This window comes from Allobosea sp. GW821-FHT10B12, assembly GCF_059415545.1.
Genome location: NZ_JBWKNL010000007.1, coordinates 106874 through 133290 on the forward strand (window position 1 = coordinate 106874; position 26417 = coordinate 133290).

Genomic DNA, 26417 nt, shown 5'->3' on the forward strand with positions numbered 1-26417 from the left:
CTTGCCTCTGCGGCAAGGCTGACGCTGAATGGCGCCGCGTCGCGGCGCGGTCTGGAACGAGGAGATGGTCGTGTTCAAGGTTCCCGCGCTGATCGGCATTACCGCCATCCTCGCCTGCCTCAATGTCGCGCAGGCGCAACAGCCGGCCGATCCGCGCCTGGCCGCTGCGACGCAGAGCTTCTCCGCCTTGCCCGAGGCCGAGCGCAAGGCGATCCAGGCCGATCTGATCTGGACCGGGCATCTCAATAGTGCCGCCACCGGCAATTTCGGGTCGCTGACCTTCCGCGCCGTGAACAGCTTCAAGGCCGGGCGCGGCGAGCCGAACGGGCAATTGACACCGGCCGAGCGGCAGGAACTGGCGCGGCTCGCCAGGACGGCGCGCGATGCGGCGGGCTTTGCCGTGATCACCGACCAGCCGACCGGCGTGCGCATCGGCATCCCGCAAAAGCTGCTGCCGAAGCGCGAGGCGACGGCGGCCGGCGGCAGCCGTTGGCAGAGCGGCGACGGCAAGGTCACCCTCGACGTCAGCGCAGGTCCTGCGACCGAGCCGCTCCAGGCGATCTTCGAGCGCGCCATCGCGGTCAATCCGAATATCCAGCGCAAGGTCACTTATAAGCTGCTGCAGCCGACCTTTTTCGTCGTCGCCGGCGAGACGCCGACCGGAAAGTTCTTCCGGCGCCAGGCGCTCGGCCCGTCAGGCTTGCGCGGTTTCTCGGTCGGCTACGACAAGGGCGTCGCCGCAACCTTCGACAAGGTGGTGACCGCGATCGCCGACAGCTTCGAGCCGTTCCCGAGTGGGGCGGCGCCGGCTCCCGCTCCGACGCCGGCAGCGCCCGGTGCGCCTGCCGTGGCGACCGCCCCTGCCCAGCCGGTGACCGAACGCTTCGGCGTCGGCCTCGTCGTCGGCAAGGAATTGGTGCTGACGGCGCGTGTTGCGGTCGATCCCTGCAAGGGGATCAAGGTTGGCACGCGTCCGGCAAAGCTGCGGTTGCAGGATCAGGCGAGCGGGCTTGCGCTGCTCGATGTGCCGGGTCTGGCACCCGGCGCCGTGCCGGGGCTACGCGATGCCGCACCCGCCGCGAAAGAGGCGGTGGTCGTGCTCGCCTATGACGGAACCGCCGCCGCGCGCACCGCGGTCGCGCTGCCGGGCGAGGTGATGAGCGATGCCGTGCTCGCGCCCTTGCAGCCCGGCGGTGCGGGCAGCCCGGTCTTCGACCGGCAGGGCCGGCTCGCGGGGCTGGTCACTGCCAACCCTTCCGACAAGGCCCTGATCGCCGGGGTCGCGCCGCAGCGCAATCATGCGATCGCCGGCGTCATGCAGCTCAAGGCGATGTTCGAGAAAGCCGACGCCAAGCCTGCCGCCACCGCAGCGGGCGGCGAACTGAGCACCGGCGCGATTGCTGAGGCTGCCGGCAAGAGCGTGGTGCCGATCGCCTGCGGGCTCTGATCCCACCGGCGTGATCGTGCATACAGCATACAAAGACTGTTGCCTCGTCAGCGGCAATCGGTTCTGATAGCGAGAAGACCAAGGAAGCCGCGCCGTCAGGTGAAGAAGCTTTCAAATTTTAAATCGATTGAACGGGGAGGAGACTAACTATGAGCAGAATCAGCAGACGTTCAGTCCTCAAGGGCGCGGCGGCAGCCGGCGCAGCCGGGCTGATCACAGGCCCGGCGATTGGCCAGGCGCAGTATCCGAGCCGGCCGGTGACCCTGATCTGCCCGTGGGGGGCGGGTGGCGGTACCGATGCGACGGCGCGCATCGTCGCGCAGTTGCTGGAGAAGGATCTCGGCCAGCCCTTCAACGTGGTCAACCGCACCGGCGGCTCGGGCGTCGTCGGGCATCAGGCGATCGCGTCGGGCGCGCCGGACGGCTACACGATCGGCATGCTGACGGTCGAGATCGCGATGATGCATCATCAGGGCCTGACCGATCTCAAGTCGACCAGCTACGCCGCGCTCGGCCTGATGAACGAGGACCCGCCGGGCGTGCAGGTCTCGGCCTCGAGCCCCTACAAGGACATCAAGGAGCTGGCTGCGGCGATCAAGGCTGCGCCGCACGGCAAACTCAAGGCGTCGGGCACCGGTCAGGGTGGCATCTGGCATCTCGCGCTGGTCGGCTGGCTGGTCGCGATGGGGCTGAAGCCCGATCATGTCGCCTGGGTGCCGTCGAACGGCGCCGCGCCCGGCATGCAGGATCTCGCTGCCGGCGGCATCGACATCGTCACCTGCTCGGTGCCTGAAGCTCGCGCGATGATCGATGCGGGCAAGGCGAAAGCGCTGGCGATCATGGCGAGCGCGCGCAATCCTCAGTTCAAGGACGTGCCGACCCTGAACGAGACGCTGGGGATCAACTACTCGGTCGGCGCCTGGCGCGGCATCGGCGCGCCCAAGGCGGTGCCGGCCGACATCCAGGCCAAGCTGACGGCGTCGCTGAAGAAGGCCTTCGATTCGAAGGAATACCAGGACTTCATGAACTCGCGCGGCTTCGGCATGAAGTTCGCCGACGGCGCCGGTTTCGCCAAGTTCATGGCCGATAGCGACGCCTCGATGGCCTCGGCGATGAAGGCCGCCGGCCTGGCCAAGGCCTGACCTCTCCGAAACGGGGCGGACTGGCGAAGACGCCCGTCCGCCCCGTCCGTTTCAGAGTGCGCCGGCGCGGCGCGATGCCAGTTCGACGAGAAATCGCAGCATGTTGTTGTCAGACCGCGTGACCGGGGGCGCGATCGCGACGCTCGGCGCCGCCGCCTTCTTCTATGGCTCGAAACTGCCGCCGGTGCCGGGCCAGCAGGTCGGCCCCTCGGCGTTCCCGATGGTGGTCGGCGCCGGGCTCGTGCTCTGCGGCGTGATGATCGTGCTCGGCGTCGGCCGGCATTTCGAGGAGGTCGCCGAGGCCGATGTCGCGAGCCATAGCGCTCCGGAACTGCTCGAGCCGCTGCCGGCCTGGCGCAACTGGCTGGCGCTGCTGCCGCCGGCGCTGCTGCTGTTCTATGCGCTCGTTTCGGAGAGGCTCGGCTTCCTGCCGACGGCGGCGATCATGGTGTTGATCGCCAGCCTCGCCTTCGGCGCCAGGCCCAAGCTCGCCGTGCCGCTCGCGCTGATCGCGCCCTTCGTCATCAACCTGATCTTCCTCAAGCTGCTGCGCGTGCCCTTGCCCGGCGGTCTGTTGCCCTTCCCCTGGTGAGGCCGCGATGAACACCGTCATCCAAGCCTTCGGCCTCGTCTTCGCCCCGGATGTGCTGATCGCGATCTTCGCTTCCGCCGTTTACGGACTTCTGGTCGGCTCGCTGCCCGGGCTCTCGGCGACGATGGCGACGGCGCTGCTCGTCCCCGTCACCTTCTACCTCTCGCCGATCGCAGCGGTCGCCACGATCATCACGGCGTCGGCGATGGCGATCTTCTCCGGCGACATCCCTGGCTGCCTACTGCGCATCCCCGGCACGCCGGCTTCGGCCGCCTATACCGACGAAGCCTATGCGATGACGCGCAAGGGCGAGGCGGAAACCGCGCTCGGCATCTGCCTGTGGTTCTCGGCGCTCGGCGGCATCGCCGGCACGCTCTCGCTAATGCTGATCGCGCCGCTGCTGGCCGAGATGGCGCTGTCCTTCTCGACCTATGAGAACTTCTGGCTCGCCATGCTCGGGCTGATGTGCTCGACGCTGGTGGCGCGTTCCTCGCCGATCAAGGCGATTGCCGCGATGCTGCTCGGTCTCCTCATCACCTGCATCGGCATCGACAATCCCGGCGGCGTGCCGCGCTTCACCCTGGGCTCGACCGACCTGCTGGGCGGCATCGAGGTGATCCCGGCGCTGGTCGGCGTCTTCGCGCTGGCCGAGGTGATGCGCTCGCTGACCGAGCGCGATCCCCCCAAGCTGGAGAACCGCCGGCTCGGCTCGATCCTGAAGGGTCAGTGGGAACTGACCAAGAAATATCCGAAGCAGCAGGCGCGCGGGAATCTGGTCGGCATCATCATCGGCGTGCTGCCGGGCGCCGGCGCCGACATGGCGGCCTGGGTCAGCTACGCCATGGCCAAGCGCTTTTCAAAGACGCCGGAGAAGTTCGGCACCGGCCACCCGGAGGGACTGATCGAGGCCGGCGCCTCCAACAACGCTTCGCTCGCCTCGGGCTGGGTGCCGGCGCTGCTCTTCGGCATCCCCGGCGACACGATCACCGCGATCGCGATCGGCGTGCTCTACATGAAGGGGCTCAACCCCGGCCCGACGCTGTTCACATCGCAGGCGTCGAGCATGTACGCGCTCTACATCATCTTCATCATCGGCAACATCATCATGATCCCGCTCGGCATCATCATGATCAGGCTGGCGAGCAAGGTGGTCGGCGCGCCGCGCTCGGCGGTGATGCCGGTGATCATGATCTTCTGCGCGGTCGGCGCCTTCGCCACGGCAGGCAACAACCTGTTCGCGGTCTATTGCGTCGCCGCCTTCGGGCTGATCGGCTTCGTGATGGAGAAGAACGGCTATCCGGTCGCGGCGATGGTGCTCGGCATCGTCATGGGCACGATGGTGGAGCAGAGCTTCGTGACCTCGCTGATCAAGTCGGACGGCTCGATCCTGCCCTTCTTCAGCCGGCCGGTCTCCTCGGTGCTGGCGGCGATGACCTTCGGTGCGCTGCTCTGGCCGGTCTTCGTCTGGGCGACGCGCAAGCTGATGACGCAGCGGCCGGCGACAGCCTGAACGGGAACCACGCCGTCTTTCCGGGGCAGGCCGCAGGCCTGAGCCCGGAACCCAGAGCCGATGTCGCGTCCAAAAAGAGCTGCGAGCGTCGGGCCCTTGTGGAACTGGCATCGGTTCTGGGTTCCGGGCTCTTCGCTACGCGAAGCCCCGGAAAGACGGGGTGGTTCCGCGCGAGCCTGGAGAGCCTCCGCCGCATCCTGCCCGCCTCGGTCCCGAATCAATGCTAGAGACGGGCGCATGGACGATGCGCTCGACGAAGGGCAGGGCGGTGGCGGCACGGTCGAGGTGCTGATCCCGCTCGGCCTCGACCAGGCCTATAGCTATGCCGTGCCGCCGGGGCTGACGCTCGTGCCGGGCGATGTCGTGCAGGTGCCGCTCGGGCCGCGCGAGACGGTCGGCGTCGTCTGGGAGGCCGGCTCCGGCCGCGGCGGCAATCTGAAGAAGGTCGTCGGCAAGCTCGACATGCCGCCGCTCGACCCGGCCCTGCGCAAGCTGGTCGACTGGGTCGCCTGGTACACGCTCGCTGCCAAGGGCTCGGTGCTGGCGCTCGCCCTGCGCCGCCCGCCCGACGATACGCCGGAGCGGCCGAAGCTCGGTGTCAGGCTGGTCGGCGCGCCGCCGGTGCGGATGACGCCGGCCCGGGCGCGGGCCATCGCGGCGGCCGAGGGCGGTCTGCTGATCGGCAAGTCGGCCCTGGCCGAGGCCGCCTCGGTCAGCACGGCGGTGATCGATTCTCTCGTCGATGCCGGCACCTTCAGCGTCGAGCCATTGCCGCAGGAGGCGATCGCAGCCCGACCCGATCCCGATCACGCCAGGCCGCAGCTCTCCGAGGATCAGCAGGCAGTCGGCGATGCCCTTGCCGAGCTCGTGCGCAAGCAGGCCTGGCAGGTCGCGCTGCTTGAAGGCGTCACCGGCTCCGGCAAGACCGAGGTCTATTTCGAGGCCGTCGCCGAGGCGATCCGCCTCGGGCGGCAGAGCGTCATCCTGATGCCGGAGATCGCGCTGACCGCGCAGTTCATCGACCGTTTCGAGGCGCGCTTCGGTGTCCGGCCGGGCCTGTGGCATTCGGGCGTAAGCGGGCGAAGGCGCGAGCGCCTGCAGGCGGCGATCGCCAAGGGTGAGGCGTTGGTCGTGGCCGGTGCACGCTCGGCCCTGTTCCTGCCCTATCGGGACCTCGGCCTGATCATCGTCGATGAGGAGCACGAGGCCGCCTATAAGCAGGAGGACGGCGTCGCCTATCATGCCCGCGACATGGCGGTGGTGCGCGGCAAGATCGAGAACGCGCCGGTCGTGCTGGCCTCGGCGACGCCTTCGCTGGAAACCCGGGTCAACGCCGAGCGCGGCCGCTACACCCATCTCAAGCTGCCGGAGCGCTATGGCGGGCGCGAACTGCCGACGCTCGGCCTGGTCGACCTGCGCAAGGACAAGCCCGAGCGCGGGCGCTGGCTCTCGTCGCAACTGATCAAGGCGGTCGAGGCCAATCTCGAGGCGAAGGAGCAGTCGCTGCTCTTCCTCAACCGGCGCGGTTATGCGCCGCTGACGCTCTGCCGCGATTGCGGTCATCGCTTCCAGTGCCCGAACTGCTCGGCCTGGCTGGTCGATCATCGTTTCCGGCGGGCACTGGTCTGCCATCATTGCGGCCATGTCGAGCGGCGGCCGCATGAGTGCCCGGCCTGCCACCAGCCCGAGAGCCTCGTCGCCTGCGGACCGGGCGTCGAGCGCCTCGCCGAGGAGGTCGCCACCCTGTTCCCGCAGGCGCGCTCAATCGTGCTGTCGAGCGACTTTCCGGGCGGCACCGAACGCCTGAAGCAGGAGCTGATGGCGGTGGCGGAAGGCGAGTTCGACATCGTCATCGGCACCCAGCTCGTCGCCAAGGGTCATAATTTCCCGGGGATGACGCTGGTCGGGGTGATCGATGCCGATCTCGGCCTGACTTCGGGCGATCCGCGTGCGGCCGAGCGCACCTTCCAGGTGCTCAGGCAAGTCACTGGCCGGGCCGGGCGCGGCGAGAAGCCGGGACGGGCGCTGCTGCAGACCCACGACCCCAACCATCCCGTGCTGAAGGCGCTGATCTCGGGCGATCCCGAGCGCTTCTACGCGGCTGAGACCGCGGCGCGCGAGGCCGCCGGCCTGCCGCCCTTCGGCCGCCTCGCTGGGCTGATCATCTCGGCGAATTCGCAGGGAGAGGCCGAGACGCATGCGCGGGCGCTGGCGCGCTGCGCCGAGGCCCCGGCCGGCGTCGCCGTGCTCGGACCGGCGGAAGCGCCGCTCGCCATCCTGCGCGGGCGCCACCGGATGCGGCTGATCGTGCGTACGGCGCGCGAGATCAACCTGCAGGACTACCTGCGCGCCTGGCTCAAACGGGCGCCGCGGCCGAAGGGTTCGGTCAGGGTCGCGGTCGATGTCGATCCACAGAGCTTCCTTTAGCCGGATTCAGGCTGCGTGGGCGCGTCTGCCGCTGCGCCGTGCACCAACTGCTTCTTTCGACCGCATCCAAAGCATGAGAAGCGGGTGTTTCGTCGGTTGCACACCCCGAAACCCCATGCTATCGCACCGCCGCAATCCAAGCGCCGCAAGCCCTGGAACAGGTTTGTCGCGCGCTTGATCATCGCAGCGTCGGGGCCATGCACTCCACCTTCGTCAGAAGGTCGCCGGAGCGGTCCCCTGGAAGAGAGAGCGAGAGCGTGGCCGAGGGCGGATCGCAGGAACAATCCCCTGTCTCGGGCGTAGCCGAGCGTTACGCGACGGCTCTGTTCGAACTGGCCAGCGAGGCCAAGACGGTCGACGCCGTCGCCAAGGATCTCGACGGCTTCGCCGCGATGATCGCCGAGAGCGACGATCTCAAGCGCCTGATCGAGAGCCCGGCTTTCTCGGCGCAGGACCAGGTCTCCGCCATCACCGCGCTCACCGCCAAGGCCGGCATCGCCGGGCTTGCCGCCAATTTCATCGGCTTCGTCGCCAGCAAGCGCCGCCTGTTCGCGCTGCCCGGCATGATCCGCGCCTTCCGCGCCAAGGTCGCCGAGGCCAAGGGCGTGGTCAGCGCCGAGGTCACGCTCGCCGAGCAGCCCTCGGCCGCTCAGCTCAAGGACATCACTGCCGCCCTCAAGGAGGTCGCCGGCAAGGATGTCGACGTTTCGGTCAAGATCGACCCGGCCATCATCGGCGGTCTCGTCGTCAAGATGGGCTCGCGCATGGTCGATGCGTCCCTGAAAACCAAGCTCAATTCTATTCGTCTTGCCATGAAAGAGGTCGGCTGATGGACATCCGCGCCGCTGAAATCTCCGCTATCCTGAAGTCGCAGATCTCGAACTTCGGCTCGGAAGCCTCGGTCACCGAGGTCGGTCAGGTTCTCTCCGTCGGCGACGGCATCGCCCGCGTCTACGGCCTCGACAAGGTCCAGGCCGGTGAGATGGTCGAGTTCGAGTCGGGCGTGCGCGGCATGGCCCTCAACCTCGAGAGCGACAATGTCGGCGTCGTCATCTTCGGCTCCGACCGCGAGATCAAGGAAGGCCAGACCGTCAAGCGCACCGGCGCCATCGTCGACGTTCCCGTTGGCAAGGAGCTGCTCGGCCGCGTCGTCGACGCGCTCGGCAACCCGATCGACGGCAAGGGCCCGATCAAGACCAAGACCCGCGCCCGCGTCGACGTGAAAGCGCCCGGCATCATCCCGCGCAAGTCGGTGCACGAGCCGATGGCGACCGGCCTCAAGGCGATCGACGCCCTGATCCCGATCGGCCGCGGCCAGCGCGAGCTGATCATCGGCGACCGCCAGACCGGCAAGACGGCCGTGGCGCTCGACACGATCCTGAACCAGAAGCCGCTCAACGTCGAAGGCGCCCCGGAGAGCCAGAAGCTCTACTGCGTCTACGTCGCCGTCGGCCAGAAGCGCTCGACCGTCGCCCAGCTCGTGAAGGTGCTCGAGGAGCGCGGCGCGATGGAGTATTCCATCGTCGTGGCGGCCACCGCCTCCGACCCGGCCCCGATGCAGTTCCTGGCGCCGTTCGCCGGCTGCTCGATGGGCGAGTTCTTCCGCGACAACGGCATGCACGCCGTCATCATCTATGACGACCTGTCGAAGCAGGCCGTCGCCTACCGCCAGATGTCGCTGCTGCTGCGCCGCCCGCCGGGCCGCGAGGCGTATCCGGGCGACGTGTTCTATCTCCACTCCCGCCTGCTCGAGCGCGCCGCCAAGATGGGCGACGCCGCCGGCAACGGCTCGCTGACGGCGCTGCCGGTCATCGAGACCCAGGCCAACGACGTCTCGGCTTATATCCCGACCAACGTGATCTCGATCACCGACGGCCAGATCTTCCTGGAGACCGACCTGTTCTACCAGGGCATCCGCCCCGCGGTGAACGTCGGCCTGTCGGTGTCGCGCGTCGGCTCGGCCGCCCAGACCAAGGCGACCAAGAAGGTCGCGGGCAAGATCAAGGGCGAGCTCGCCCAGTATCGCGAGATGGCGGCCTTCGCCCAGTTCGGCTCCGATCTCGATGCCGTCACGCAGCGCCTGCTCAACCGCGGCGCCCGCCTGACCGAGCTCCTGAAGCAGGGCCAGTTCTCGCCGCTGAAGATGGAAGAGCAGACGGTCGTGATCTATGCCGGCGTCAACGGCTATCTCGATCCGCTGCCGGTCAGCAAGGTCCGCGCCTTCGAGGACGGGCTGCTCTCGCTGGTGCGCGGCAAGCACGCCGACCTGCTGAACGAGATCGGCACGACAAAGGACCTTTCGGACGCGAACGCGGCGAAGCTGAAGGGCATCGTCGAAGGCTACGCCAAGTCCTTCGCCTGATCTTTGCGAGCGCAGCGAGGCAATCCAGCCCCGCTGCGCCAGTTCTGGATTGCTTCGTCGTTGTGCCCTCGCAATGACGGATAGGGGATCAAGACCGGATGCCGTCCCTTAAGGACCTACGCAACCGCATCGCCTCGGTGAAGGCGACGCAGAAGATCACCAAGGCCATGCAGATGGTCGCGGCGGCGAAGCTGCGCCGGGCGCAGACCGCGGCCGAGGCGGCACGCCCCTATGCCGAGCGCATGGAAGCGGTGCTGGCCAATCTCGCCGGCGGCCTCGCCAATGGCAGCGCGCCGCGCCTGATCGCTGGCACGGGTTCTGACAAGGTCCAGCTGCTCGTGGTCTGCACGGCCGAGCGCGGCCTGTGCGGCGCCTTCAATTCCTCGATCGCTCGTCTCGCCCGCGACAAGGCGAACGCGCTCAAGGCCGAGGGCAAGACGGTCAAGATCATCTGCGTCGGCAAGAAGGGCTTCGACATCCTGCGTCGGCAGTTCGCCGCCGACATCATCGAAGTCATCGACCTGCGCGCCTTCAAGCAGCTCGGCTTCGTCAATGCCGAGACGATCGCGCAGAACATCCTGACGCGCTTCGCCAATGGCGAGTTCGACGTCGCGACGCTGTTCTTCTCGAAGTTCAAGTCGGTGATCTCGCAGATCCCGACCGCGCAGCAGATCATCCCGGCCGAGATCCCGGCTGGCGCCAAGACGACCGACGCGGTCTACGATTACGAGCCGGAAGAGAGCGAGATCCTGGAGACCCTGCTGCCGCGCAATCTGACGGTTCAGGTGCTGCGGGCGCTGCTCGAGAACGCCGCTTCCGAGCAGGGCGCGCGCATGTCGGCGATGGACTCCGCCACACGCAACGCCGGCGAGATGATCAAGAAGCAGACGCAGCTCTACAACCGCTCGCGCCAGGCGATGATCACCAAGGAACTGATCGAGATCATCTCCGGCGCGGAAGCGCTCTAACCGCCTAATTTGGGCCGGCGTGCCGGCCATCCGACACGCTGAACGCGAATCCGAGGTTCGAACCATGGCCAAAGCCGCTACCAAGACCAAGACCGACAAGTCCGCCAACACCGGCACCGGCCGCGTCGCGCAGGTCATCGGCGCCGTCGTCGACGTGCAGTTCGACGGCGTCCTGCCGGAGATCCTGAATGCGCTTGAGACCGACAACCTCGGCAACCGCCTCGTCCTCGAGGTCGCCCAGCATCTCGGCGAGAACACGGTCCGCACCATCGCCATGGACTCGACCGAAGGTCTGGTCCGCGGCCAGGCGGTGACCGACACCGGCGCGCCGATCGCGGTCCCGGTCGGCGACGAGTGCCTCGGCCGCATCATGAACGTCATCGGCGAGCCGGTCGACGAGGCCGGTCCGATCAAGACCTCGGGCACCCGCGGCATCCACCAGCCGGCTCCGAGCTATGCCGACCAGGCGACGGAAGCGCAGATCCTGGTCACCGGCATCAAGGTCGTCGACCTGCTGGCGCCCTACGCCAAGGGCGGTAAGATCGGCCTGTTCGGCGGCGCCGGCGTCGGCAAGACCGTGCTGATCATGGAGCTGATCAACAACGTCGCGAAGGCGCACGGTGGTTATTCCGTGTTCGCCGGCGTCGGCGAGCGCACCCGCGAGGGCAACGACCTCTATCACGAGATGATCGAGTCGGGCGTGAACAAGAAGGGCGGCGGCGAAGGCTCGAAGTGCGCCCTCGTCTACGGCCAGATGAACGAGCCCCCGGGCGCCCGCATGCGCGTCGCCCTGTCCGGCCTCACCGTGGCGGAAGACTTCCGCGACCGTGGCCAGGACGTGCTGTTCTTCGTCGACAACATCTTCCGCTTCACCCAGGCGGGCTCGGAAGTGTCGGCGCTGCTCGGCCGTATCCCGTCGGCGGTGGGCTATCAGCCGACGCTCGCCACGGACATGGGCAATCTGCAGGAGCGGATCACCACCACCAACAAGGGCTCGATCACCTCGGTGCAGGCGATCTACGTCCCGGCGGACGACCTGACCGACCCGGCGCCCGCGACCTCCTTCGCCCACTTGGACGCCACGACCGTGCTCTCGCGTTCGATCGCGGAAAAGGGCATCTACCCGGCGGTCGACCCGCTCGACTCGACCTCGCGCATGCTCTCGGCCGCGATCGTCGGTGACGAGCATTACGGCGTCGCCCGCCAGGTCCAGCAGATCCTCCAGCGCTACAAGGCTCTGCAGGACATCATCGCGATCCTGGGCATGGACGAGCTCTCGGAAGAGGACAAGCTCGCTGTCGCCCGCGCCCGCAAGATCGAGCGCTTCCTGTCGCAGCCCTTCTTCGTCGCCGAAGTCTTCACGGGATCGCCGGGCAAGCTCGTCGCGCTCGAGGACACGATCAAGGGCTTCAAGGGCCTGGTCGAGGGCAAGTACGATCACCTGCCGGAAGCCGCCTTCTACATGGTTGGCTCGATCGAGGAAGCGATCGAGAAGGCTCAGCGCCTGGCTGCCGAGGCGGCGTAAGTTTCACGGGTCGTCCCGGCCGGCGTCAGCCGGCCGGGAGGCTTGACACGCGTCATTCTCGGGCTTGTCCCGAGAATCTCTGGACGAGAAGACACTGGTTTCAGAGTTGGTCGGGTCAGGCCCGACCATGACGAGCCTGGAGAGATTTTGCGATGGCCACCTTCACATTCGAACTCGTCTCGCCGGAGCGCATCCTGTTCTCGGGTGATGCCGTCAGCGTCATCGTGCCGTCGGTCGAAGGCGAGATGACCGTGCTCGTCGGCCATGCGCCGGTCGTCGCCGTGCTGAAGCCGGGCATCGTCCTGGTCCAGACCGGCGCCAGCAACGGCAAGGAATTCTTCGTTTCGGGCGGCCTCGCCGAGGTCAACGCGACGAGCGTCACCATCCTGGCCGAGCAGGCCCGCTTCATCGAGGACGTCGACAACGCCGTGCTCGATCAGGAAATCCTGACCGCCGAGACCCGCCATGCCGGTTCGCATGACGAGGCCGAGAAGAAGCGCCTGCACGATCAGCTCGTGCAGCTGCGCGAGTTCAAGGGTGTGTTCGAGCAGCGCAAGGCAGCTTGAACCAAACCTATCGGACGAAATTGAAAAGGCCGGGAGGAAACTCCCGGCCTTTTTCGTGTTCGGCCATTTGCGGCGAGGCCAGCCTCAGGCTGCGATCGCTTCGGCCAGCGCCACCACGCGCTTGGCCATTTCGGCATGCAGGCGCTCGACCATGCGGCCGTCGAGCTGGATCGCGCCCTTGTCGGCGTTCGCCGGTTCGGCGAAGGCCGAGATGATCGCCCGCGCCCGGGCGAGCTCGCTCTCCTCCGGTGCGAAGACGGTGTTCGCCAGCGCGACCTGGTTCGGATGGATCAGGGTCTTGCCGTCGAAGCCGAGGTCGCGGGCCTGCTCGCATTCGGCCTTGAAGCCGGCCTCGTCCTTCAGGTCGTTGTAGACGCCGTCGACGACGTCGACGCCATGGGCGCGGGCGGCGAGGATCGCGGTGGTCAGCCAGGGCAACATCGGCGCGCGGCCCGGCACGAAGCGGGCGCGCGTCTCCTTGGCAAGGTCGTTGGTGCCGAGGATGAAGCAGGCGAGGCGGGTCGAGGGATCGCGGGCGGCGCGGGCGATCTTTTCGCAATCGAGGATGGCGAGCGGCGTCTCGATCATCGCCCAGACCTGAGTCTCCGGCTTGGCCCAGAGCCCGGTCAGGCGGTGCCCGATCTCGACCAGCGTCTCGGGCGAGGAGACCTTCGGGATCAGGATCGCGTCGGGCGCCGCTTCCGTCGCGGCGGCGAGATCGGCGTCGAACCAGGGCGTGTCGATGCCGTTGGTGCGGATGACCAGTTCGCGCCGGCCATAGCCGCCGGCCTTGACCGCGGCGCAGACCTGCTCGCGCGCCAGTTCCTTGGCGTCCGGCGCGACCGCGTCCTCGAGATCGAGGATCAGCGCATCGGCAGCGATATCGCGGGCCTTCTCGAGCGCGCGGGCATTGGAGCCCGGCATATAGAGGACGCTGCGGCGCGGACGGATGTCGGTCATTATGTCTCTCCGGATTGAGGGTCGCCGGGTTCGCTGCAGTGCACACTAAGCTGCGCCGCAATGCAATGTCAGTTCTGCGAAAGACGGATGACGGGGCTGTGATGGGCTGGATCGCCGGGGTGGATGGCTGCAAGGCAGGCTGGATCGCGGCCTTCGCTGACCTCTCGGGAGCGGAGGCGCCCTTCTTCCGCGTCTTTCCCCGCTGGAGCGATCTGCTCGCCAGCTCGCCTGTGCCGGATCTGATCGCGGTCGACATGCCGATCGGCCTGCCGGATCTCATCGCCGGCTCGGGGCGCGGGCCGGAGCAGGCGGTGCGCGCCTTGCTCGGCGAGCGGCAATCCTCGGTGTTCTCGATTCCATCGCGCAGCGCCGTCCATGCGGCCGATTATGCCGAGGCCTGCCGGCTGGCGGTGGCGTCATCCGAGCCGCCACGCAAGGTCTCGAAGCAGGGCTTCCATCTCTTCCCGCGCATCCGCGAGATCGACGCGCTGCTGCGGGACGAGCCGGGCTGGCGCGCGCGCATCTTCGAGACCCATCCCGAACTCGCCTTCGCGACCATGCGCGGCGCGCCGCTCCTGCACCCGAAGAAGATCAAGGGCGTGGTCAATCCGGCGGGGATGGCCGAACGCCGGGCCTTGCTGCTGGCAGCAGGGCTGTCGGCTGACATCGTTCACGCCAGACCGCCGCGTGGTGCCGCCGCCGACGATGCGCTCGACGCGCTCGCGGCGCTGGTCGTCGCCCGGCACATTGCCGCCGGGCGCGGGAAGCCCTTCCCCGATCCGCCGGGACGCGATAGCCACGGTCTACCTATCGCGATCTGGACCTATGATCGCTCCCTCGTCCAGGACACCGCCATGACAGAGAAGCCCGTGCCGCGCCCGATGATCGAGGCCGCGGCCGACCGCATTGCCGGCCATGCCCGCACCACCCCGGTGATGCGCCTCGGCACCGGCGCCTTCGGCTCGCGCGCCGATGTCTCGCTCAAGCTCGAATGCCTGCAGCATGCCGGCTCGTTCAAGACGCGCGGCGCCTTCAACAACCTGCTCTCGCTCGATGTGCCGGCTGCCGGTGTCGCTGCGGCTTCAGGCGGCAATCACGGCGCCGCCGTCGCCTATGCCGCCGGCAAACGCGGCGTGAAGGCGACGATTTTCGTGCCGGAGATCTCGCCGGCGGCGAAGATCGAAGCGATCCGCCGTTTCGGCGCCGAGGTCCGGATCGGCGGCGCGCAATATGACGACGCGCAGGCGGCCTGCGACAGGTTCGTGGCCGAGACCGGGGCGCTGAAGATCCATCCCTTCTCGGCCAAGGAGACGATCGCAGGCCAGGGCACGCTCGGCCGCGAATGGCACAAGCAGGAGCCCGATCTCGACACGGTGCTGGTCGCGGTCGGCGGTGGTGGTTTGATCTCGGGCATCGCCGCCTGGTTCGCCGGCACCAGCGTCAAGGTCGTCGGCGTCGAGCCGGAGGGTTCGCGGGCGCTGCAGGCCGCGCTCGAGGCGAAGGGGCCGGTGACGGTGACCGTCGCCTCGGTCGCGGCCGACTCGCTGGGGGCCCGCAATGTCGGCCAGCTCGTCTATGATGTCTGCAAGGACGCTGTCGATCATGTCGCGCTGGTGCCGGATGCGGCGATCGTCGAGGCGCAGCGCGTGCTCTGGCGCGATTTCCGCCTGGCGGTCGAGCCTGGCGGCGCCGCGGCGCTCGGCGCGCTGATCGGCGGCACCTACAAGCCGCAGCCCGGCGAGCGTCTCGGCGTGCTGGTCTGCGGTGCCAATGTCGACCTCACCAAGCTGGTCGAGATCACGGCATGAGCAAGCGGGGCATCGCGCAGGGCGGCAAGGCGGTCTATGGCGCGCCGCTCGGCGTGCTGATGCTGGAGGCGCGCTTCCCGCGCATCTTCGGCGACATGGGCAATGCCGCGACCTGGCCCTTCCCGGTGCTCTACCGCGTCGTCTCGGGTGCGAGCCCGGAGAAGGTCGTGCTGCAGGGGGCGGCCGGGCTGCTGCCCGACTTCATCGCGGCGGCGCAGGAGTTGGTTCGGCTCGGCGCCGAGGCGATCACCACCAATTGCGGCTTCCTCTCGCTGTTCCAGCGGGAGCTGGCGGCAGCGGTCGGCGTCCCCGTCGCGACCTCCTCGCTGATGCAGGTGCCCTGGGTGCAGGCGACCTTGCCTCCGGGCAAGCGCGTCGGCCTCGTCACCGTTTCGGCCGCGACGCTGACGCCGCAGCATCTGACCGCAGTCGGCGTTCCCGCCGACACGCCGGTGACCGGCACCGAGAACGGGCGCGAGTTCTTTCGCGTCCTGATCAAGGCCGAGAAGGAGGAGATGGATATCGACCTCGCCGAGCAGGACGTGGTCGAAGCGGCCCAGCGCTTGGTCGCGGCACATCCCGAGGTTGGCGCCATCGTGCTCGAATGCACCAACATGCCACCCTATGCGGCGGCGGTGCAGGCGGCGACGGGGCTGCCAGTCTACGACATCTATTCGATGATCACCTGGTTCCATGCGGGTTTGAGGCCGCGCGACTTCCGATAAACGCTCCGCCATTGGACGAGCTTTACGGCGAGCCGCGCCGCAGCGCACAATGAAGGCCCGCCGCGAGAGCCAAGCCGATGTCCGAGATCAGCAGCAAGACCAGTACCGGCCGCTTCTTCGAGGATTTCCGGCTCGGCGAGACGATTGTCCACGCGACGCCGCGCACGGTCACGGTCGGGGACGTGTCGCTCTACACCGCGCTCTACGGGCCGCGTTTCGCCGCGCAGTCCTCCGACGCCTTCGCCAAGGCGATCGGCTATCCCGCTGCGCCGGTCGACGACCTCCTGGTCTTCCACATCGTCTTCGGCAAGACCGTGCCGGACGTCTCGCTCAATGCCGTCGCCAATCTCGGCTATGCCGATGGCCGCTTCCTCAAGCCGGTCTTCCCGGGCGACACGCTGTCGACGACTTCGGAGGTGATCGGGCTGAAGCAGACCTCGGGCGGCGATGCCGGCATCGTCTATGTCCGCTCGATCGGCCGCAACCAGCATGCCGAGATCGTGCTGAGTTACGCCCGCTGGGTGCTGGTGCGCAAGCGGCAGCCCGGCACGCCGGCCGCGTTCGAGCTGGTGCCGGAGCTGCCGAAGAGCGTCGCGCCGGAGGCGCTGGGCGAGGGCTGCCCGCCGCTGCATCCCGCCGCCTATGACGACGCGCTCGCCGGCTCGCCCTTCCGCTGGGGTGACTACCGGGCGGGCGAGCGGATCGACCATGTCGACGGCATGACCGTCGAGGAAGCCGAGCACCAGATCGCGACCCGGCTCTACCAGAACACCGCCAAGGTGCATTTCGACGGCTATGGCGCGCGCGAGACCCGCTTCGGCAAGCGCCTGATCTATGGCGGCCACGTCATCAGCCTGGCGCGGGCCCTGTCCTTCAACGGTCTCGGCAATGCCTTCCATATCGCCGCGATCAATGCCGGGCGGCACGTCTCGCCGCTCTTCGCCGGCGACACCGTCTTCGCCTGGAGCGAGGTGCTGGAGACGGCGGCGGTGCCGGGGCGCGAGGATGTCGGCGGGCTGCGCTTACGCCTCGTCGCGACCAAGAACCTGCCCTGCAACGAATATCCGCTGAAGCACGCCGACCAGTATGCCGATGGCGTGATCCTCGACTTCGACTACTGGGCGCTGCTGCCGCGTTGAACGGTCTGGCAAGCCTCAGGGAGACTGCGTATTTTCGCCGGTCTTCCTGACGCTGACCTTGCCCTTGCCGTCGATCGCCGCCTCGTAGGTCAGGAGATCGACCCGTTCTTCCTGTGAAATGGACACGGTGAAGGACGTGGTAGAGTTCTGCTTGATCGCGCTGATCCCGCCGCCGCCCACCTGCTTATAGGTCCGGCTGATATCGGCCAGGATCGCCTCGATAATGCATTTGGAGCGTTCGATCGCGTTCATTTGGCAGCGCTTTCCTATGGCGTGGGCGGGGCCGAGCAGGCCGGCCATTCCGCTCAGAACGAGAATGAGCATCGAAAGGTTTCGCGGGGCGGTTCGTGTCATGGCGGGCCAGCCGGGCGTCATTTGCGCATGGGCCGGTGCGTGAGCATCGCGTTGGTCGCGACTTCGGCCGGAATGCGCGGGTAGATGCGCTGCATCTTGGCCTCCCAGTCAGTCGCCGTCAGCACATTGCCCTTGCTGGACAATGCGACCATCGCCTTGCGCCACGGGGTTGCGTGCGTCTGTCGCAGCTGCATGCCCTGGCCCATGACGGAATATTTGTCGACGTCGGCGACGCCGTAGCAATTCGAGGCGTTGGTGTCGCCGCCGGGCGGGCAATGCGCCTTGCCGATGTCGACATGGCCGAGCCCGAGCAGATGACCGACCTCGTGGACATGAGCCCGCTGCATGATCGCTTTGCCCTTGCTGTCCGTGCCCTTTTGCACCGAGTTGGTGTCGAGGCTGTCATAGAGTTTGGCATGCGAGCCGAACCAGGTCTCGCTCCTGTGCAGCCGGACCACATCGATGACGTGATGGTGGCCGCCGAGCGCGACGTCGCGATCCTCGATCTTGAGCAGGCACCAGATGTTGGGCCGATACTTCGTGCCGTTCTTCTCGAATTCGTAGACCGGGAAGTTGTTGGACAGCCAGAACTTGCCGTTCCAGAAGCGGGCGGCGGTGTCGACGAAGTTCTTCCGCCACAGATTCCAGCTGCCGACCGTCCATTTGACGATCTTGCGGGTCGGCGCGGTGGCGCGCCCGTAATCGTGATAGGTGCCCTCGGCCGCGCCGCCGGCGGGATTGATCTGCCGGAAGCCGAGCTTGAGCGTCAACGTCAGCTCGGCGTTGTTGTAAGGGTCGCAGCAATCGGTATTCAGTTCGGCTTCGAACTGTGAAAGGCTCATGCCCAGTTTCATGAATGGTCCTCGCCGGTGCGATACGCCTTGAGGATAGGTGGCGGATGGCGCTTGTCCGGCTTTAGGCTGTTTTCGCCAGCCGGCTCTCGGCAGCCTCCGGAGCAGGTGAAGTTACAGATTTCAATTTCTGTAACTGCGCTTCCGTCTGCCGCATTGCAGCATGGGGGCGGTTTCGTTAGACAACCATTCACTCTAGAACGATACCAAGCGATCTTCGCTTGATGAGTTTCGAAAGGTCGGGAGTTTCAAACTTGGCCGAGTCCAGACCGGCGGCACGCCCGCTTTCACCGCATCTGCAGATCTATCGCTGGTCCTGGACCATGGCGATGTCGATCGCCCATCGCGCTACCGGTTCGGCGCTTTATGGCGGCACGCTGCTGATCGCGCTCTGGCTCATCGCCGCCGCCTCCGGCCCCGCCGCCTACGAGACCGCGCAGTGGATCGCCGGTTCCATCCTCGGCCGGCTCGTGCTGTTCGGCTACACCTTCGTGCTCCTGCACCACATGGTCGGCGGGCTCCGCCATTTCGTCTGGGATCTCGGCTACGGCTTCGACCCGCAGACCCGTACGAACCTGGCCAAGTACAACCTCGTCGTCTCCGGCGTGCTCACTGTGCTGGTCTGGCTCGTCGTCCTGACGCGCTGAGGAACTAAGCCGATGCTCTCCAACTCCTCGATGCGCACTCCGCTCGGCCGCGTTCGCGGCCTCGGCTCGGCCAAGTCCGGCACCGGCCATTTCTGGCTGCAGCGGGTCACCGCCGTCGCCAATGTCATCCTGACTCTCGCTTTCCTGTGCGTGGTCATTTCGCTGATCGGCAAGCCCTACGGCGCCGCCATCGCGACGCTGTCGAACCCGATCGTCGCCATCCTGATGCTGCTCTTCGTGGTGTCCGGCGCCGTGCATATGCGCCTCGGCATGCAGGTCGTCATCGAGGACTACGTTCACCATGAGGGGCTGAAGCTCGTCGCGGTGATGGCCAACACCTTCTTTGCGATCGCCGTCGGCGCCGCCTGCGCCTTCGCGCTCCTGAAGATCTCGTTCGGAGGCTGATCATGGCGATCACCCGCGCCCGCCCCGTCCCGGCCTATACCGGCCAGGCCTATGCCATCACCGACCACACCTTCGACGTCGTCGTCGTCGGCGCCGGCGGCGCCGGGCTTCGCGCCACGGTCGGCTGCTCGCAGGCCGGCCTGCGCACCGCCTGCATCAGCAAGGTCTTCCCGACCCGCTCGCACACGGTCGCGGCCCAGGGCGGCGTCGCCGCCTCGCTCGGCAATATGGGCAAGGACACCTGGCAGTGGCACATGTACGACACCGTCAAGGGGTCGGACTGGCTCGGCGACCAGGACGCGATCGAGTATCTCGTGCGCAACGCGCCGGCGGCCGTCTACGAGCTCGAGCATTGGGGCGTGCCGTTCTCGCGCACCGAGGACGGTAAGATCTACCAGCGCCCCTTCGGCGGCATGACCACCGATTTCGGCAACGGTCCGCCGGCGCAGCGCACCTGCGCCGCCGCCGACCGCACCGGCCACGCCATGCTGCACACGCTCTATGGCCAGGCGCTGCGCTACAATACCGAGTTCTTCATCGAATACTTCGCCATCGACCTGATCATGGACGAGGACGGCCATTGCCGCGGCGTGATCGCGCTGAAGCTCGATGACGGCACGCTGCACCGCTTCCGCTCGCAGCAGACGATTCTTGCGACCGGCGGCTATGGCCGCGCCTATTTCTCGGCGACCTCGGCCCATACCTGCACCGGCGATGGCGGCGGCATGGTGCTGCGCGCCGGCCTGCCGATGCAGGACATGGAGTTCGTGCAGTTCCACCCGACCGGCATCTACGGCTCGGGCTGCCTGATCACCGAGGGCGCGCGCGGCGAGGGCGGCTATCTCACCAATTCCGAGGGCGAGCGCTTCATGGAGCGCTATGCGCCATCAGCCAAGGACCTCGCCTCGCGCGACGTCGTCTCACGCTCGATGACGATGGAGATCCGGGCCGGCCGCGGCGTCGGCAAGGATAAGGATCACATCTACCTGCATCTCGATCATCTCGACCCGAAGATCCTGCATGAGCGCCTGCCGGGCATCTCGGAAAGCGCCAAAATCTTCGCCGGCGTCGACGTGACACGCGAGCCGATCCCGGTGATCCCGACCGTGCACTACAACATGGGCGGCATCCCGACGAACTTCCACGGCGAGGTGCTGACCAAGGTCGATGGCGATCCGGACCGGGTCGTGCCGGGCCTGATGGCGATCGGCGAAGCCGCTTGCGTCTCCGTCCACGGCGCCAACCGCCTCGGCTCGAACTCGCTGATCGACCTCGTCGTCTTCGGCCGGGCGGCTGGCCTGCGCTGCGCCGAGACCGTCAAGGCCGGTGAGAAGCAGCCGGAGCTGCCGGCGAACTCGGCCGATCTCTCGCTGACCCGCCTCGACAAGTACCGCAACGCCAAGGGCGGCACGCCGACGGCGGTGCTGCGCGACAAGATGCAGCGGACGATGCAGTCCGATTGCGCCGTCTATCGGACCGGCGAGACACTTGAGGCTGGCCACAAGGCAATCCACGAGGTCTGGGCCGGCATCACCGACATCGGCACGACCGATCGCTCGCTGATCTGGAACTCGGATCTGATCGAGACGCTGGAATTCGAGAACCTGATCACCCAGGCGGTGGTCACGATGGACTCGGCGCTGCAGCGTCCGGAAAGCCGCGGCGCCCATGCCCGCGAGGACTATCCGAACCGCGACGACAAGGACTGGATGAAGCACACGCTCGCCTGGATCGACGACGAGAAGCGCACGGTCACGCTCGATGATCGTCCGGTGCACACCTACACGCTCTCGAACGACATCGAATACATCAAGCCGAAGGCGCGGGTGTACTGAGGACGATCTGACAGATGGCCGAATTCACGCTTCCGCAGAACTCCCGCCTGACCGAAGGCAAGGCCTGGCCGAAGCCGGCTGCCGCCAAGAAGGTCACCGAGTTCAAGATCTATCGCTGGAATCCTGACGATACCGCCAATCCGCGCACCGACACCTATTATGTCGACCGCGACGATTGCGGGCCGATGGTGCTCGACGCGCTGATCTGGATCAAGAACAAGGTCGACCCGACGCTGACCTTCCGGCGTTCCTGCCGCGAGGGCATCTGCGGTTCCTGCGCCATGAACATGGACGGCAAGAACGGCCTCGCCTGCACCACCGGCATCGACGAATGCGGCGCCAAGGGCAAGGTCGCGATCTATCCGCTGCCGCACATGCCGGTGGTCAAGGACCTCGTTCCCGATCTTACCCGCTTCTACGCCCAGCACGCCTCGATCGAGCCCTGGCTCAAGACGACGACGCCGGCGCCCGAGAAGGAATGGAAGCAGGCCAAGGACGACCGCGAGAAGCTCGACGGCCTCTATGAGTGCATCCTCTGCGCCTGCTGCTCGACCTCGTGCCCGAGCTATTGGTGGAATGGTGATCGCTATCTTGGCCCCGCGGCGCTGCTGCAGGCCTATCGTTGGCTGATCGACAGCCGCGACGAAGCCACCGGCGAGCGCCTCGACGATCTCGAGGATCCGTTCCGGCTCTATCGCTGCCACACCATCATGAACTGCGCCAACGCCTGCCCGAAGGGCCTCAACCCGGCCAAGGCGATCGCGGAAGTCAAGAAGATGATGGTGGCGAGACAGGTCTGAGCTGAATCGGTCATTACGAGCGCAGAGAGGCCACCGGGTTTTGGGCCGTATGGCTTCTGGGTTGTATGGCCGCTACGCTTGTCGCCATGATCCGCTTCGTTTCCGGCGATATTCTCCAGGCTCGCGAGCAGTACATCGCGCAAGGTGTCGCGACTGGTAATCAGGAAGGCCTCGGAACCGGTCTGGCTTTCAAGATCTCGTCGCGATGGCCGCAGGTCCAGGCTGCGTTCAAGCGCCATGCCCGACAAGGGCGATTCAATGGTGGAGACATCTGGGTCCACCCGCCTGTGGAGCGCGGCCCCGGCTTCGTTTACCTCGCGACCCAACCGGACATGTATCACGCCACGCTGCCGTTTCTTCGACGCTCAATCAGGAAGTTGACGAACTGGGCGAATGCGTCGGCTGTCGAATCCGTAGCGCTGCCGAAAATCGGGGCCGGGCTTGGAAAGCTCTCGTGGCCGGAGGAAGTGAAACCCCTTCTAATTGAGAGCTTCCGCGACCATCCTAGCGTCTTCGTGGTCTATGAAGACTACAGCCATGAAATGGACGGTGGCAGGCCTGCCTGAGTTCGCGTGCCTGACGTTGAGCGTCGCTTTCCGCAATTCCGCCGCCGATTCCGCCGGTTTCGGCCTCGACTCGATCACGCCCGCGACAAGACGCCGCGCTCTCTTGCTGACGCTAAGTCACTGCATGAGGGCGAATCATGTCGCAAGAGCAAGGGCAACAGACCGAGAGCAAGCCTGAACCTCCGATCCTGTCCCTCGGCATCACGCCGCGGCGGTTCGGGCGCAGCCCTGGCCTGAAATTCTTCGTCATCGGCTTCCTGGCGCTGCTGCTGCTGATCCCGCTAATGTTCGTTTCCAGCCTGCGCGGCGAGCGCTCGGCCACTGCCAATCAGGCGGCCCGCGAGATCGGCGATGCCTGGGGCCGCGAGCAGATCGTCGGCGGCCCGGCCCTGCTGGTGCCCTATCTGGTGCCGCCCAAGATCGCCAATGCCGCGCCGACGCGCGAGGTCGCGGTCTTCCTGCCGGACGATCTCCAGGCGAGCTCGGAGGCGCAGACCGAGATCCGGCGGCGCTCGATCTTCGACGTGCCGGTCTATCGCGGCAAGGTCGCGCTGAATGCGCGCTTCCTGCCGCCGGACTTCAAGGCGATCACCTCCGAGGCGGTGCAGCCGCTCTGGAACGAGGCGGTGCTCGCCGTTGGGGTCGGCGATGTCCGCGGCCTGAAGAACCGCGCCACCGCGCAAATTCGTGACGGCGCGGCGATCGAGTTCGAACCGACTTTGGGCGCCGGCATCCGCGACGGCAACGGCATCCATGCCGCCATGCGCGGCATCGACCTGACCAGGCCGCTCTCGGTCGAGGTCGGGCTCGATCTCAACGGCTCGCGCAGCCTGTCGATCGTGCCGCTGGCCAAGAACAGCGCCATCCGGATGAGCTCGAACTGGCAGCATCCGAGCTTCTCCGGCGCGCATCTGCCGGATGACCGGGTGATCGACGCCAACGGCTTCTCGGCGTCCTGGCGGGTCTCGCATCTGGCGCGCAACCTGCCGCTGGCCTTCAGCCATGACAACCGGCGCGCTGATGCGACCTTCCTCGCCGGCGGCGTCGGTGCCCGTTTCTACCAGCCGGTCGATCTCTACCAGCTGGTCGATCGCGCCATCAAATACGGCATCCTCTTCGTCGGCGCGGTCTTTCTTGCCGTGTTCGGGCTGGAATTGGTGGCGCGCGACAACCTCCATGCCGTCCAGTACACGCTCGTCGGCTTCGCGCTGGTGCTGTTCTATGTGCTGCTGCTGTCGCTGGCCGAGCATCTCGGCTTCCTGACGGCCTATCTCGTGGCCGCAGCCGCAACGACGGCCCTCATCGCGCTCTACATAGGTCTCGTCCTGCGCAGTTTCGCACGCGGGGCCGTGCTGGGCCTGATCCTCGCCACCGGTTACGGGCTGGTCTACGCGCTGCTGAAGTCCGAGGACTTCGCTTTGCTGGCCGGGGCGATCGGTGCCTTCATCGCGCTGGCGACGCTGATGCTCGCCACGGCCAGGGTCAACTGGTCAGGCCTCGGTGACAATGTGGCCAAACCTGTCACCAGCGATCCGGCGCGACCGAGCGCGCCGGCGTGACGCCTAGGACAAATAGCGGCCCGGCGCGAAAGGCGCCGGGTCGGCCGGAGCCGCTTCGCCGCAGACCAGAGCGGCGAGCAGCTCCCCCGTCACGGGCCCGGTCGAGAAGCCGATATGCTGGTTGCCGAAGGCGAGCCAGAGGCCGGGATGGCGCGGCGCCTCGCCGATCATCGGCAATGAATCCGGCAGGGTCGGGCGCGAGCCGCGCCAGGTCGTGTCTTCCGCCGGCTCCGTCAGCGGGAAGGCCTCGCGCGCCCGCGGCAGCACCTGATCGATCTGGGCATGGTTGTCCGGCGCGTCGCGATGGGCGAGCTCGACGCCACTGGTCAGGCGCAGGCCGAGCTCCATCGGCGCCAGCATGTAGGACGCCTCGACATCATAGATCGGGCGGTTGAGGAAGCGCCCCTGCGCCGCCTTGTAATGGCGGTGATAGCCGCGCTCGACATTGAGCGGCACCTTGAAGCCGAGCGGCCGCAGCAGATCGGCGCTCCAGGGTCCGAGCGCGACGACGGCGAGATCGGCGTCGTGTTGGGCGCCCTTGGCAGTGACGCGCCAGCCTTCACCCTGCTTCGACAGGGCGGTGACCTCGTCGCGCAGGATCGTACCGCCGCGGGCGGCGAACAGCGCCGCATAGGCCTCGACGACCGCGCCCGGCCAATCGACCGAGGCGCTGTCCTTGTGCAGCAGCGCGGCCGAGAAGATCGGGTTCAGGCTGGGCTCCAGAGCCGAGAGGGCCTGGCGATCAAGCGCCTCGACGCGCACGCCGTGATTTTCGAGGAAGGTTCGGCGCGCCTCGGCGGCTGCCCGGCCGGCCTCGCTGCGCCAGAGCTCGAGGAAGCCGGTGTCGCGCAGGCGCCAGGCGATGCCGGCTTCCGTCATCAGCCGCTTGTGCAGCGGCAGAGAGGGCGCGATCAGGCTTTCCAGCGCCGCAACGCGGTGGCTGAGTCGATCGGGCTTGGCTTCGTTGAGGAAGCCAAGGATCCAGCCAGGATTGGCCAGGAGATGGCTGAGCCGATAGCGCACGGCCGCATGCCGGTTGCTCAGATATTTCGGCAGGTTCTTCCACAGGCCGGGATTGTTGAGTGGCATGATCGAGGAGCGGCTGATCACGCCGGCATTGCCGTAGGAGGTCTCGCGGCCGGGCTCGCGCCGGTCGATCAGCGTAACCTTGAGGCCACGCTTCTGCAGAGCGAGCGCGCAGGAGACGCCGACCATGCCGGCGCCGAGGACGATGACGCTGCGATTCACGCGATGAGATCCTGCTCGGCCGGCTCTTTCAGCCAGTGATCGAGGAAGCCGTCGAGCCAGGTGCGCACGGCCGGATCATACTGGTACCAGCCTTCGAGATGCTGGTGGCGCAGTTGCGCGCCCGGCATCAGCGTGCGCTCATGGGCGCGCACTGACCAGCGGCACATCATCGCCAGCGTCACCTCGGGGTGGAATTGCAGGCCATAGGCCTTGCGGCCGGTGCGGATGGCCTGGACTGGGAAGTCACCGCCGGTCGCCAGGCATTCGGCGCCGGTCGGGCAATCGAAGCCTTCGCGGTGCCATTGATAGACGGTTGCGGGCCAGGGGCTGCCGGACGCATTGGCGTCGGCATGCCCGGCTTCGGTCAGGCTGAGCGGGTAATAGCCGATCTCGGCCCGGCCCTGCGCATGGGTGTAGACGGTTGCGCCGAGATGGCGGGCCAGCATCTGCGCACCGAGGCAGAGGCCGAGGAAGGGTGCCTCCTCCTTTAGGCAGACGCCGATCCAGTCGGTCTCGGCCTTGACGAAATCGTCGGGGTCGTTGGCGCTCATCGGCCCGCCGAAGATCACTGCGCCGGCATGGCCCTGCATGGTTTGCGGCAGAGGGTCGCCGAAACGTGGCTTGCGAATGTCGAGGGCGTGGCCGCGCTCGGCGATCAAGCGGCCGACGCGGCCGGACGTCGAATGCTCCTGATGGAGCACGATCAGGACGGGTTTGCGCCGCGGCTGGGTGCCGAGGCGGGTGCGGAGCCGGCGGCGGGCCTCGAAGCGATAGGACAGGTCGTTCATCGCGGCGTTCGATTGCGCTCCCGAGACCGGATTCTCCCGCCGGACATGCCTAAAATGCTGTTTGCCGGCCTTTGCAGCAAGCAAATTATGCGCCACGCGCCGACATGGCCGAGGCCAGCGCCGTGCATGCTCCGTGCAATCTTGCCTCAATACTCGTCCGGTAATGCAACCCGCAGTGATCATCCCGGTTGAC

At 67.1% G+C, this 26417-nt stretch carries 24 protein-coding genes; 19 read left to right on the forward strand and 5 right to left on the reverse strand.

From position 1 onward, the window contains the following. Positions 1–28: 28 nt before the first annotated feature. The 10 genes from AC07O0_RS22795 (at position 29) to AC07O0_RS22840 (ending at position 12539) form a co-directional block, all read left to right on the forward strand. Complete coding sequence (locus tag AC07O0_RS22795; protein WP_494625967.1) at positions 29–1447, forward strand: trypsin-like peptidase domain-containing protein; 1419 nt, start codon at positions 29–31, stop codon at positions 1445–1447. Between the two features lie 149 nt (positions 1448–1596). Next, positions 1597–2589 carry a tripartite tricarboxylate transporter substrate binding protein gene (locus AC07O0_RS22800; protein ID WP_494625969.1) on the forward strand — a complete coding sequence of 331 codons (993 nt, stop codon included), beginning with the start codon at positions 1597–1599 and terminating at the stop codon, positions 2587–2589. A 100-nt stretch (positions 2590–2689) separates the two neighbouring features. After that, complete coding sequence (locus AC07O0_RS22805; protein ID WP_494625970.1) at positions 2690–3181, forward strand: tripartite tricarboxylate transporter TctB family protein; 492 nt, start codon at positions 2690–2692, stop codon at positions 3179–3181. Positions 3182–3188: 7 nt separating this feature from the next. Then, on the forward strand, positions 3189–4691 hold the full coding sequence (locus AC07O0_RS22810; RefSeq protein WP_494625972.1) for a tripartite tricarboxylate transporter permease: 1503 nt from the start codon (positions 3189–3191) through the stop codon (positions 4689–4691). Between the two features lie 237 nt (positions 4692–4928). Continuing rightward, entirely contained in the window at positions 4929–7118 is a 2190-nt protein-coding gene (locus tag AC07O0_RS22815; RefSeq protein ID WP_494625973.1) for a primosomal protein N', read from the forward strand. 257 nt (positions 7119–7375) lie between these two features. Then, positions 7376–7948, forward strand: a complete 573-nt coding sequence (locus AC07O0_RS22820; RefSeq protein WP_494625974.1) for a F0F1 ATP synthase subunit delta — start codon at positions 7376–7378, stop codon at positions 7946–7948. After that, positions 7948–9480 carry a F0F1 ATP synthase subunit alpha gene (gene atpA, locus AC07O0_RS22825; RefSeq protein ID WP_494625976.1) on the forward strand — a complete coding sequence of 511 codons (1533 nt, stop codon included), beginning with the start codon at positions 7948–7950 and terminating at the stop codon, positions 9478–9480. Before AC07O0_RS22820 ends, atpA begins: the two co-directional genes overlap by 1 nt. Positions 9481–9578: 98 nt before the next feature. Beyond that, entirely contained in the window at positions 9579–10448 is an 870-nt protein-coding gene (locus AC07O0_RS22830) for a F0F1 ATP synthase subunit gamma (protein WP_494625978.1), read from the forward strand. Positions 10449–10512: 64 nt separating this feature from the next. Further along, positions 10513–11973 carry a F0F1 ATP synthase subunit beta gene (gene atpD, locus AC07O0_RS22835; RefSeq protein WP_494625980.1) on the forward strand — a complete coding sequence of 487 codons (1461 nt, stop codon included), beginning with the start codon at positions 10513–10515 and terminating at the stop codon, positions 11971–11973. A gap of 152 nt (positions 11974–12125) precedes the next feature. Further along, positions 12126–12539, forward strand: coding sequence for a F0F1 ATP synthase subunit epsilon (locus tag AC07O0_RS22840; protein WP_494625982.1), 414 nt, complete (start codon positions 12126–12128; stop codon positions 12537–12539). An 84-nt stretch (positions 12540–12623) separates the two neighbouring features. Here the strand turns inward: AC07O0_RS22840 and AC07O0_RS22845 are convergent, their stop codons facing one another. After that, positions 12624–13499, reverse strand: coding sequence for an HpcH/HpaI aldolase/citrate lyase family protein (locus tag AC07O0_RS22845; RefSeq protein ID WP_494625984.1), 876 nt, complete (start codon positions 13497–13499; stop codon positions 12624–12626). Between the two features lie 101 nt (positions 13500–13600). On the opposite strand from AC07O0_RS22845, the gene AC07O0_RS22850 reads away from it, so the two are divergent. The 3 genes from AC07O0_RS22850 to AC07O0_RS22860 all read left to right on the forward strand — a co-directional run bounded on the left by AC07O0_RS22850 (position 13601) and on the right by AC07O0_RS22860 (position 17171). After that, the gene (locus AC07O0_RS22850; protein ID WP_494625986.1) at positions 13601–15307 is read left to right on the forward strand and encodes a serine/threonine dehydratase; all 1707 of its coding nucleotides are present in this window, start codon (positions 13601–13603) and stop codon (positions 15305–15307) included. Further along, on the forward strand, positions 15304–16032 hold the full coding sequence (locus AC07O0_RS22855; RefSeq protein ID WP_494625988.1) for an aspartate/glutamate racemase family protein: 729 nt from the start codon (positions 15304–15306) through the stop codon (positions 16030–16032). The genes AC07O0_RS22850 and AC07O0_RS22855 overlap by 4 nt, the downstream gene beginning before the upstream one ends. A gap of 77 nt (positions 16033–16109) precedes the next feature. Beyond that, positions 16110–17171, forward strand: coding sequence for a MaoC family dehydratase (locus AC07O0_RS22860; protein ID WP_494625990.1), 1062 nt, complete (start codon positions 16110–16112; stop codon positions 17169–17171). 15 nt (positions 17172–17186) lie between these two features. Here the strand turns inward: AC07O0_RS22860 and AC07O0_RS22865 are convergent, their stop codons facing one another. Together AC07O0_RS22865 and AC07O0_RS22870 are read right to left on the reverse strand one after the other, a co-directional pair. Further along, positions 17187–17495 carry a hypothetical protein gene (locus tag AC07O0_RS22865; RefSeq protein ID WP_494625992.1) on the reverse strand — a complete coding sequence of 103 codons (309 nt, stop codon included), beginning with the start codon at positions 17493–17495 and terminating at the stop codon, positions 17187–17189. A gap of 47 nt (positions 17496–17542) precedes the next feature. Next, positions 17543–18367, reverse strand: coding sequence for a hypothetical protein (locus AC07O0_RS22870; protein ID WP_494625994.1), 825 nt, complete (start codon positions 18365–18367; stop codon positions 17543–17545). A 263-nt stretch (positions 18368–18630) separates the two neighbouring features. Between AC07O0_RS22870 and sdhC the strand changes: the two genes are divergently transcribed. The 6 genes from sdhC (at position 18631) to creD (ending at position 24188) form a co-directional block, all read left to right on the forward strand. Beyond that, complete coding sequence (gene sdhC / locus AC07O0_RS22875) at positions 18631–19023, forward strand: succinate dehydrogenase, cytochrome b556 subunit (RefSeq protein ID WP_494625996.1); 393 nt, start codon at positions 18631–18633, stop codon at positions 19021–19023. Between the two features lie 12 nt (positions 19024–19035). Further along, positions 19036–19428: a succinate dehydrogenase, hydrophobic membrane anchor protein gene (gene sdhD, locus AC07O0_RS22880; RefSeq protein ID WP_494625998.1), complete on the forward strand. Its 393-nt coding sequence runs from the start codon at positions 19036–19038 to the stop codon at positions 19426–19428. Positions 19429–19430: 2 nt separating this feature from the next. Further along, positions 19431–21263 (forward strand): succinate dehydrogenase flavoprotein subunit, encoded by a 1833-nt coding sequence (sdhA, locus tag AC07O0_RS22885; RefSeq protein ID WP_494626000.1) that lies wholly within the window; start codon positions 19431–19433, stop codon positions 21261–21263. A 14-nt stretch (positions 21264–21277) separates the two neighbouring features. Further along, a complete protein-coding gene (locus AC07O0_RS22890) occupies positions 21278–22063 on the forward strand; it encodes a succinate dehydrogenase iron-sulfur subunit (protein ID WP_494626002.1) in 786 nt (261 codons plus the stop codon). An 86-nt stretch (positions 22064–22149) separates the two neighbouring features. Continuing rightward, positions 22150–22629, forward strand: coding sequence for a macro domain-containing protein (locus AC07O0_RS22895; RefSeq protein WP_494626004.1), 480 nt, complete (start codon positions 22150–22152; stop codon positions 22627–22629). 137 nt (positions 22630–22766) lie between these two features. Next, positions 22767–24188, forward strand: coding sequence for a cell envelope integrity protein CreD (gene creD, locus AC07O0_RS22900; RefSeq protein WP_494626006.1), 1422 nt, complete (start codon positions 22767–22769; stop codon positions 24186–24188). Between the two features lie 3 nt (positions 24189–24191). On the opposite strand, the gene AC07O0_RS22905 is transcribed toward creD, so the two are convergent. Then, complete coding sequence (locus tag AC07O0_RS22905) at positions 24192–25436, reverse strand: NAD(P)/FAD-dependent oxidoreductase (RefSeq protein WP_494626007.1); 1245 nt, start codon at positions 25434–25436, stop codon at positions 24192–24194. After that, complete coding sequence (locus AC07O0_RS22910; RefSeq protein WP_494626009.1) at positions 25433–26224, reverse strand: glutamine amidotransferase; 792 nt, start codon at positions 26222–26224, stop codon at positions 25433–25435. The genes AC07O0_RS22905 and AC07O0_RS22910 overlap by 4 nt, the downstream gene beginning before the upstream one ends. Positions 26225–26417: the final 193 nt, after the last annotated feature.